We start from the raw sequence: 7,322 nt of genomic DNA, 5'->3' as shown, positions 1-7,322 counted from the left end.
GGGCTGCTGGCCCCCGGCGCCGCCGGCCGAACCCGTGCCGTCGCGCTGCTGGCCGGCGCCGCGTTCGGGATCCTCGGCGGCTACGACGACCTGGCGGGCTCGGCGTCCTCCCGCGGCTTCAAGGGGCATCTCGGGGCGCTCGCCCGCGGCGAGGTCACCAGCGGCGCGGTGAAGATCCTCGGCATCGGCGCGACCGGCCTGGCCGCCGCCGCGCCCGCCGGCTCGCCCGCCCCGACGCGGCGCGGCCGCGCGTTCGACACCGTCGTGAACGGCGCGATCGTGGCGGGGAGCGCCAACCTGATGAACCTGTTCGACCTGCGGCCCGGGCGGGCCATCAAGGTCGGCGTCATCACCGGGACGCCGCTGGCGCTGGCCCGTCCCTCGTCCGCCGTGGTGGCCGCGCCGTTCGGCGCCGCCGTCGCATTGCTGCCCGAGGACCTCGCCGAGCGGGCGATGCTCGGCGACACCGGCTCCAACGCGCTCGGCGCGCTGCTCGGCCTGGCCGCGACGCGGCTCGGCCGGCGCTCCCGGCTGGCCGTGCTGTCCGGGCTCGTCGCGCTGAACGCGGCCAGCGAGTTCGTCAGCTTCACCAAGGTCATCGCCGGCAACCCGGTGCTGAACCGGATCGACATGCTGGGCCGCCGCCCCGTCGCCGTCCCGGCGCCCGCCACCGCCGGCAAGCCGGACATGGAGGACGCGTTCCGGCCGCAGGTCCCCTCGCAATCCGGCCCGGCCGGCGACGGCGTCCCGGCGGACCCCGCCTAGGATCGCGCCGGCCCCCCGGCCGACCCGGCAGCCTCTGGACACGTGCCCCTCGCCGATGCCCGCCAACACCCCGCCCCGCACCCCGCCGAGCGGCCCGCCGGCCGGCGGCGGCCGCCGCGACGACCGCGAGGGCGGCGCCGTGACGCCGCCGTCCCGCGCGTCGGCGCTGCGCCGGCTGACCGGCGGGCTCGCCGGCGCGGCCGTCGTCATCGGGGTCATCACGGTGCTGGCGCGGCTCGCCGGCTTCGGCCGGACGTACTCCTTCTCCCAGACGGTCACCACGTCCTGCCTGAGCCAGGCGTACTTCAGCGCGACGCAGCTGCCGAGCAGCATCTACGAGATCGTGGCGGGCGGCGCGCTCGCCAGCATGGTCGTCCCGGTGCTGGCCGGGCCCGCCGAGCGTGGCGACCGCGCGGAGGTCCGCCGGATCGGGTCGGCGCTGCTGACCTGGGTCGTGCTGCTGATGCTGCCGCTCGCGGCGTTGATGGCGGGGCTGTCCCATCCGCTCATGGACCTGGCGGTGTCCGATCACCTGCAGGGGTGCTCGCGCGACGACGTCGTCCGCGTCGGCGGGGACATGCTGGCGATCCAGTCGGTGCAGATGGTGATGTACGGGGCGGCCGTCGTGCTGTACGGGCTGCTGCAGTCGCACCGCCGGTTCGTGGCGCCCGCGCTGGCGCCGCTGGTGTCCAGCCTGGTGGTGATCGGCGCGTACGTCGCCTACGCGCCGCTCGGCAAGGGGTTCGAGAACGACCTGACCGGGCTGCCGCAGACCGCCGAGCTGACGCTGTCGGTCGGTACGGCGCTCGGCGGCGTCGCGATGGCCGCGACCGCCGGGGTCGCCGCGTGGCGGCTGCGCCTGCGATTGCGTCCCACATTGCGGTTCCCGGACGGGGTGGCGCGGCGCGTGCGGCGGCTGGCGCTGGCCGGGATCGCGACCGTCGCGGCGCAGCAGCTGTCGACGCTGCTGATCGTCCGGCTCAGCTCGCGCGGCACCCGCGGCGCGCTCGCCAACTACCAGTACGCCTGGGCGATCTACCTGCTGCCCTGGGCGATCCTGGCGGTGCCGATCGCCACCAGCGCGTTCCCGACGCTGTCGGCGCGGATGAGCGCCGGGGAGCACGCCCGGTTCGACCAGGTGACCGCCGCCACCACCCGCGCGGTGATCCTGGTGTCGTGCGCCGGGGCCGCCGTGCTGGCGGCGGTCGCGGTGCCGGTGTCGGTGGTGTTCAACCCCGGCCATCCCGACCAGCAGGACGTGCTGGCGCGCGCGGTGCTCGCCTTCGCGCCCGGCCTGCTCGGGTACGGGCTGGTCGCGCACCTCGGCCGCGTCCTGTACGCCTGCCACCGCGGCCGGATGGGCGCGATCGCGGTCGTCGCGGGCTGGGTCGTGGTGGCGGTGGCCGACGTCGTGCTCGTTCTGTGGGTCCTCGATCCGAAGTGGGTGGTGGCGGGCCTCGGCGCGGGCAACGCCGCCGGCATGACCGTGGCGGGGGCGCTGCTGGTCGGCACGCTGCTGCGCGCCCGGGGCGACGGCGCGGTGCGCGGGCTCGGGCGCGTGCTGGCCGCGCAGGCGCCGGCTACGGGACGGCCGCGGTCCTCGGCGTCGGCGTCCCCGGCCTGTCCGGGCAGCTCCGCAACATCGGCACGGGGGCGCTCGCCGCGCTGGTCGCCGCCGCCGTGTTCCTGATCATCGCGTTCGTCGTCGACGGCCGGGACCTGCGGGCCGTCCTCACCCGGAAGGTCGCCCGCCGTGCCTGAAGAGACGAGCAGATCCGAGAAGCCCGCCGCCACCGGCGGGCCGCCGGCGTCCGCCGGCCCCCGCCTGGACGGGGTGCGCGTCGCGCTCGTCCTCGGCACCAGCGCGGGCGGCGTCGGACGGCACGTCCGGTCCCTCGCCGCGGGCCTGGCGGGACGGGGCGCCCGGGTGCTGGTCTGCGGGCCCGCCGCCACCGAGGAGCTGTTCGGGTTCGGCGCGGCCGGCGTCCGCTTCGAGGAAGTGGACCTGGCCGACCGGCCTCGCCCGGTGAGCGACGCGCGGGCCGTCGCCCGGCTGCGGAAGCTGCTGCGCGGCGCCGACGTCGTGCACGCGCACGGGTTGCGCGCGGGCGCCCTCGCCGTCGCCGCCTGCGCGCGGGTCGCGCCCGGCCCGCTGCGGTTCTCCCGCGGCGGGCCGCCGCTGGTCGTCACCCTGCACAACGCGGTGATCGCCGGCGGCCGGACCGCCGCGATCTACGGGGCGCTGGAACGGGTGGTCGCGCGCGGCGCGGCGCAGGTCCTGGGCGTCTCGCCGGACCTGGAGGAGCGGATGCGGTCGCTCGGCGCCCGGTCGGTGGGGCACGCGCTCGTCCCGGCGCCCGCGCCGCGCGTGCAGCCGGGCCCGGCCGTCCTCGCCGACCTGCGGGCGGAGCTGGGCGTGGGGGAGCGGCCGATGATCCTCACCGTCGCCCGGCTCGCCGAGCAGAAGGGCCTGCCGACGCTGCTGGACGCGGCGCGCGGCTGGACCGGCCGGACCCCGCCGCCGCTGGTCGCGATCGCCGGGGACGGCCCGCTGGAGGAGGAGCTGCGCGCCCGGATCGAGGCCGAGGACCTGCCCGTCCGGCTGCTGGGCCGGCGCTCCGACGTGCCCGCGCTGCTGGCCGCCGCCGACGTCGCGGTGGTGCCGAGCGTGTGGGAGGGGCAGCCGCTGATCGTGCAGGAGATCCTGCGGGCCGGGCGCCCGCTGGTCGCCGCCCGCGTCGGCGGGATCCCCGGCATGGTCGGCGCCGGGGGCCGCCCGGCGGGGGGCGGGGCGCTGCTGCAGGGGCCGGAGAGCGAGGCGGCGCTGCTGGTCCCGTCCGGCGACGCCGACGCGCTCTCCCGCGCCGTCGGCCGGATCCTGGACGACCCGGCGCTCGCGGTGCGGCTCGGCGCGGCGGCCGCGCAGCGCGCCGCGCGGCTGCCCCGCGAGGACGACGCCGTCGACCAGCTCGCGGCCCTCTACCGGGAGCTGACCGCGACCGGGAGCTGACCGCGGCGCCTTAGATGCCGGGTCCGGCGGTCCGGTTCGCGGGAAGATCGAGGAATCTCCCGGAACCGGGAACCAGGGGCCATGCCCCCGCGTTCAACAGGACAAGTGGAGGGGAGTATCCCCGCGCACGGGTGTCGTCAGCACGGCCGGTCCGCACCGGCCCGGTGCCCGTGGCCCTCGCATCGGAGGGCGGGAGAGACCTCCGGCGCTCGACTCTGTCCGCCGGAGGTTTCACGTTGTCCGTCGCACCCTGGGTATGGATCCTGACGCTCGCCGGGATTCTCGCCGTCATCGCAGCCGACCTGCTCGTCATCCACCGCAACGACACGCGGGAGTTCACCACCCGCAGGGCCGCCTTCTGGTCGGCCGTCTACATCGGCCTCGCCGTCCTGTTCGGGCTCGGCGTCTGGGTCTTCTCCGGCGGGCAGCACGCCGCGCAGTACTTCGGCGGGTTCGTCACCGAGAAGAGCCTCAGCGTCGACAACCTCTTCGTGTTCATGGTGATCCTGACGCGGTTCGCCGTCCCCCGGCACGCCCAGCACACCGTGCTGATGGCGGGCATCGTCATCGCGCTGGTGCTGCGCGGCGCGTTCATCGCGGTCGGCGCCGCCGCCATCTCCACCTTCACCTGGGTCTTCTTCATCTTCGGCGCGTTCCTGCTGTGGACGGCCTACGGGCTGGTGCGCGGCGGCGACGAGGACGAGTTCAAGGAGAACGCGGTCCTGCGCTGGGCCAAGCGCGTCATCCCGACGTCCGACGAGTACGACGGCAACCGGTTCCTCACCCGGCGCGGCGGCCGCCGCATGGTCACCCCGCTGATGATCGTGATGATCGCGATCGGCTCCACCGACGTGCTGTTCGCGCTGGACTCCATCCCGGCGATCTTCGGCCTGACCACCGAGCCGTACCTGGTGTTCACCGCCAACGCGTTCGCGCTGATGGGCCTCGTCCAGCTGTACTTCCTGCTGGGCGGGCTGACCGACCGGCTGGTGTACCTCGGGCACGGGCTGGCGTTCATCCTCGGCTTCATCGGGGTCAAGCTGATCCTGCACGCGATGCACGAGTACGGTGTCGCCTGGGCGCCGGACGTGCCGATCTGGCTGTCGCTGGCCGTGATCGCCGGCACGCTGGCGGCCACCACCGTCGCCAGCCTCACGGTCGGAGCGCGCCCCAAGGACGACGCCGCCCGGGACGAGCCGGCGGGGGCGGTCGCGGGCGAGGATCCGCAGGCCCGGGAGTCCTCCGGACGGTGAGAGCGGAATCACTGCCCCACATGACCCGAATCCTGTTCTAGAATCACTGTCGACAAGCGGTGTGAGAGAGGGTTCGACACATGGCCATCGGGCTGACCGAGGAGCACGAGGCGCTCGCCGATTCGGTGCGCGGCTTCGCCGAGCGCAACATCCCGGCGACGGCCGTCCGCGCCGCGCTGGACGCGGACGAGGAGAGCAGGCCCGGGTTCTGGCCGGCCCTGGCCGAGCAGGGGCTGCTGGGCCTGCATCTGGACGAGGAGCACGGCGGGCAGGGCTACGGCCTGCTGGAGCTGTCGGTGGTGCTGGAGGAACTGGGCCGGGCCGCGGCGCCCGGCCCGTTCCTGCCGACGGTGCTGGCGAGCGCGGTGATCGACGCGTCCAGCAACGCCAAGCTGCGCGCCGAGCTGCTGCCGGGCCTGGCCGACGGGTCGAAGACCGGCGCGGTCGCCCTGTCCGGGGGCCTGACCGGCACCCGCGACGGCGACGCGCTCACGGTTTCCGGCTCGGCGGCGACGGTGCTGGGCGCGCTGCTCGCCGACGTGGTCGTCCTGCCGGTCACGGCCGGGGACGAGGAGCAGTGGGTCGCGGTCGACGCCGCCGACCTGAAGGTCACCGCGGTGGCGAGCCTGGACCGGGTCCGCCGGGTCGCCGCGGTCGAGGCCGACGGCGTGACCGTGGCGGCCGACCGGGTGCTGGACGGCCTCACCACCGGCCGTGTCCGCGATCTGGCGGCGACGCTGTTCGGCGCCGAGGCGGCCGGGCTGGCGGGCTGGCTGGTCGACACGGCCGCCGAATACGCGAAGGTGCGCGAGCAGTTCGGCCGTCCGATCGGGCAGTTCCAGGGCGTCAAGCACAAGGCCGCCCGGGCGCTGATCGCGCTGGAGCAGGCCCGCGCCGCCGCGTGGGACGCCGCGCGGGCGCTGGACGAGGGCACCGAAGAGGCCGGGTTCGCCGCCGCCGTCGCCGCGGTGATCGCGGGGGACGCGGGCGTGCAGACCGCCCGCGACGCGATCCAGATGCTCGGCGGCATCGGGTTCACCTGGGAGCACGACGCGCACATCTACCTGCGCCGCGCGCTGACCCTGCGGGCGCTGCTCGGCCCCGCCAAGGACTGGGCCGCCAAGGTCGCGGCGCTCGCGCTGGACGGCGGCCGCCGCGAGGTGGAGCTGGAGCTGGACGAGAGCGCCCAGCCGCTGCGCGAGCGGATCCGCGCGGAGGTCGCCGAGCTGGCCGCCGTGGAGGACAAGGACGCCCTCAAGGCGAAGATGGGCGACGAGGGCTGGACCGTGCCGCACTTCCCCAAGCCCTGGGGACGCGGCGCCGGTCCGGTCGAGCAGATCATCATCCAGCAGGAGCTGCGCGCCGCCAAGGTGAAGGCGCCGAACCTGGTGATCGGCGCCTGGCTGGTTCCGTCCCTGGTCCGCTACGGGTCCGAGGAGCAGAAGGAGCGGTTCCTGCGGCCGACGCTGCGCGGGCAGATGGTGTGGTGCCAGCTGTTCTCCGAGCCGGGCGCCGGTTCGGACCTGGCGTCGCTGTCGATGAAGGCCGAGCGCGTCGAGGGCGGCTGGAAGCTGACCGGGCAGAAGATCTGGACGTCGGTCGCCCAGCACGCGCAGTGGGGCTTCTGCATCGCCCGCACCGACCCGGACGCCCCCAAGCACGACGGCATCACCTACTTCCTGGTCGACATGAAGGCGCCGGGCGTGGACGTGCGGCCGCTGCGGGAGCTGACCGGTGACGCGCTGTTCAACGAGGTGTTCCTCGACGGGGTGTTCGTCCCGGACGACTGCGTGGTCGGCGAGGTCGACAAGGGCTGGCAGGTGGCCCGCAACACCCTCTCCAACGAGCGGGTGTCGCTGTCGACCGGCGGCGGCCTCGGCATGGGCGTGCCCGAGCTGCTGAACTTCTTCAAGAGCCGGACACTGGACGCGGTCACCGCCGCCGAGGTCGGCAAGCTCGTCGCGCAGGGCCAGTCGATCGACCTGCTGGGGCTGCGCACCACGCTCAAGCAGCTGAACGGCGTGGAGCCGGGCGCCGAGGCCAGCGTCCGCAAGCTGCTCGGCGTGCAGTTCAACCAGGACGTCGCCGACTACTGCTGGGCGGCGCAGGGCGAGGCGGCCGCGACCGAGACGCCGATGGCCGAGAGCGGGATCATCGCCCGGGCCATGCTGTTCAGCCGCGCGATGACGATCTACGGCGGCACCACCGAGGTGCAGCTGAACATCATCGGCGAGCGGCTGCTCGGCCTGCCCCGCGACCCCGAGCCCGGCAAGTGAGGACGTGCTGAGGAGGGC

Annotated in this window: 5 protein-coding genes; all 5 read left to right on the top strand. The window is 75.2% G+C overall.

All coding sequences use genetic code 11. The features are described from left to right. The coding region (locus ABD296_RS35500) for a hypothetical protein (protein WP_344277664.1) at positions 1–765 on the top strand (765 nt) is incomplete at its 5' end. Between the two features lie 55 nt (positions 766–820). After that, entirely contained in the window at positions 821–2,455 is a 1,635-nt protein-coding gene (gene murJ / locus ABD296_RS35495) for a murein biosynthesis integral membrane protein MurJ (protein WP_344277663.1), read from the top strand. Positions 2,456–2,599: 144 nt separating this feature from the next. After that, positions 2,600–3,775, top strand: a complete 1,176-nt coding sequence (locus ABD296_RS35490; RefSeq protein WP_344277668.1) for a glycosyltransferase family 4 protein — start codon at positions 2,600–2,602, stop codon at positions 3,773–3,775. Between the two features lie 236 nt (positions 3,776–4,011). Beyond that, the gene (locus tag ABD296_RS35485; RefSeq protein WP_344277661.1) at positions 4,012–5,028 is read left to right on the top strand and encodes a TerC family protein; all 1,017 of its coding nucleotides are present in this window, start codon (positions 4,012–4,014) and stop codon (positions 5,026–5,028) included. An 80-nt stretch (positions 5,029–5,108) separates the two neighbouring features. Then, on the top strand, positions 5,109–7,304 hold the full coding sequence (locus tag ABD296_RS35480) for an acyl-CoA dehydrogenase (protein ID WP_344277659.1): 2,196 nt from the start codon (positions 5,109–5,111) through the stop codon (positions 7,302–7,304). Positions 7,305–7,322: the final 18 nt, after the last annotated feature.

The organism is Actinomadura napierensis (assembly GCF_039529375.1).
GTDB classification, from domain to species: domain Bacteria; phylum Actinomycetota; class Actinomycetes; order Streptosporangiales; family Streptosporangiaceae; genus Spirillospora; species Spirillospora napierensis.
This window is presented reverse-complemented; position numbering and strand designations above follow the sequence as displayed.

Coding starts and splice junctions, on each gene's coding strand:
- murJ (WP_344277663.1), top strand. CDS start 821: ATGCCCGCCAACACCCCGCCCCGCACCCCGCCGAGCGGCCCGCCGGCC.
- ABD296_RS35480 (WP_344277659.1), top strand. CDS start 5,109: ATGGCCATCGGGCTGACCGAGGAGCACGAGGCGCTCGCCGATTCGGTG.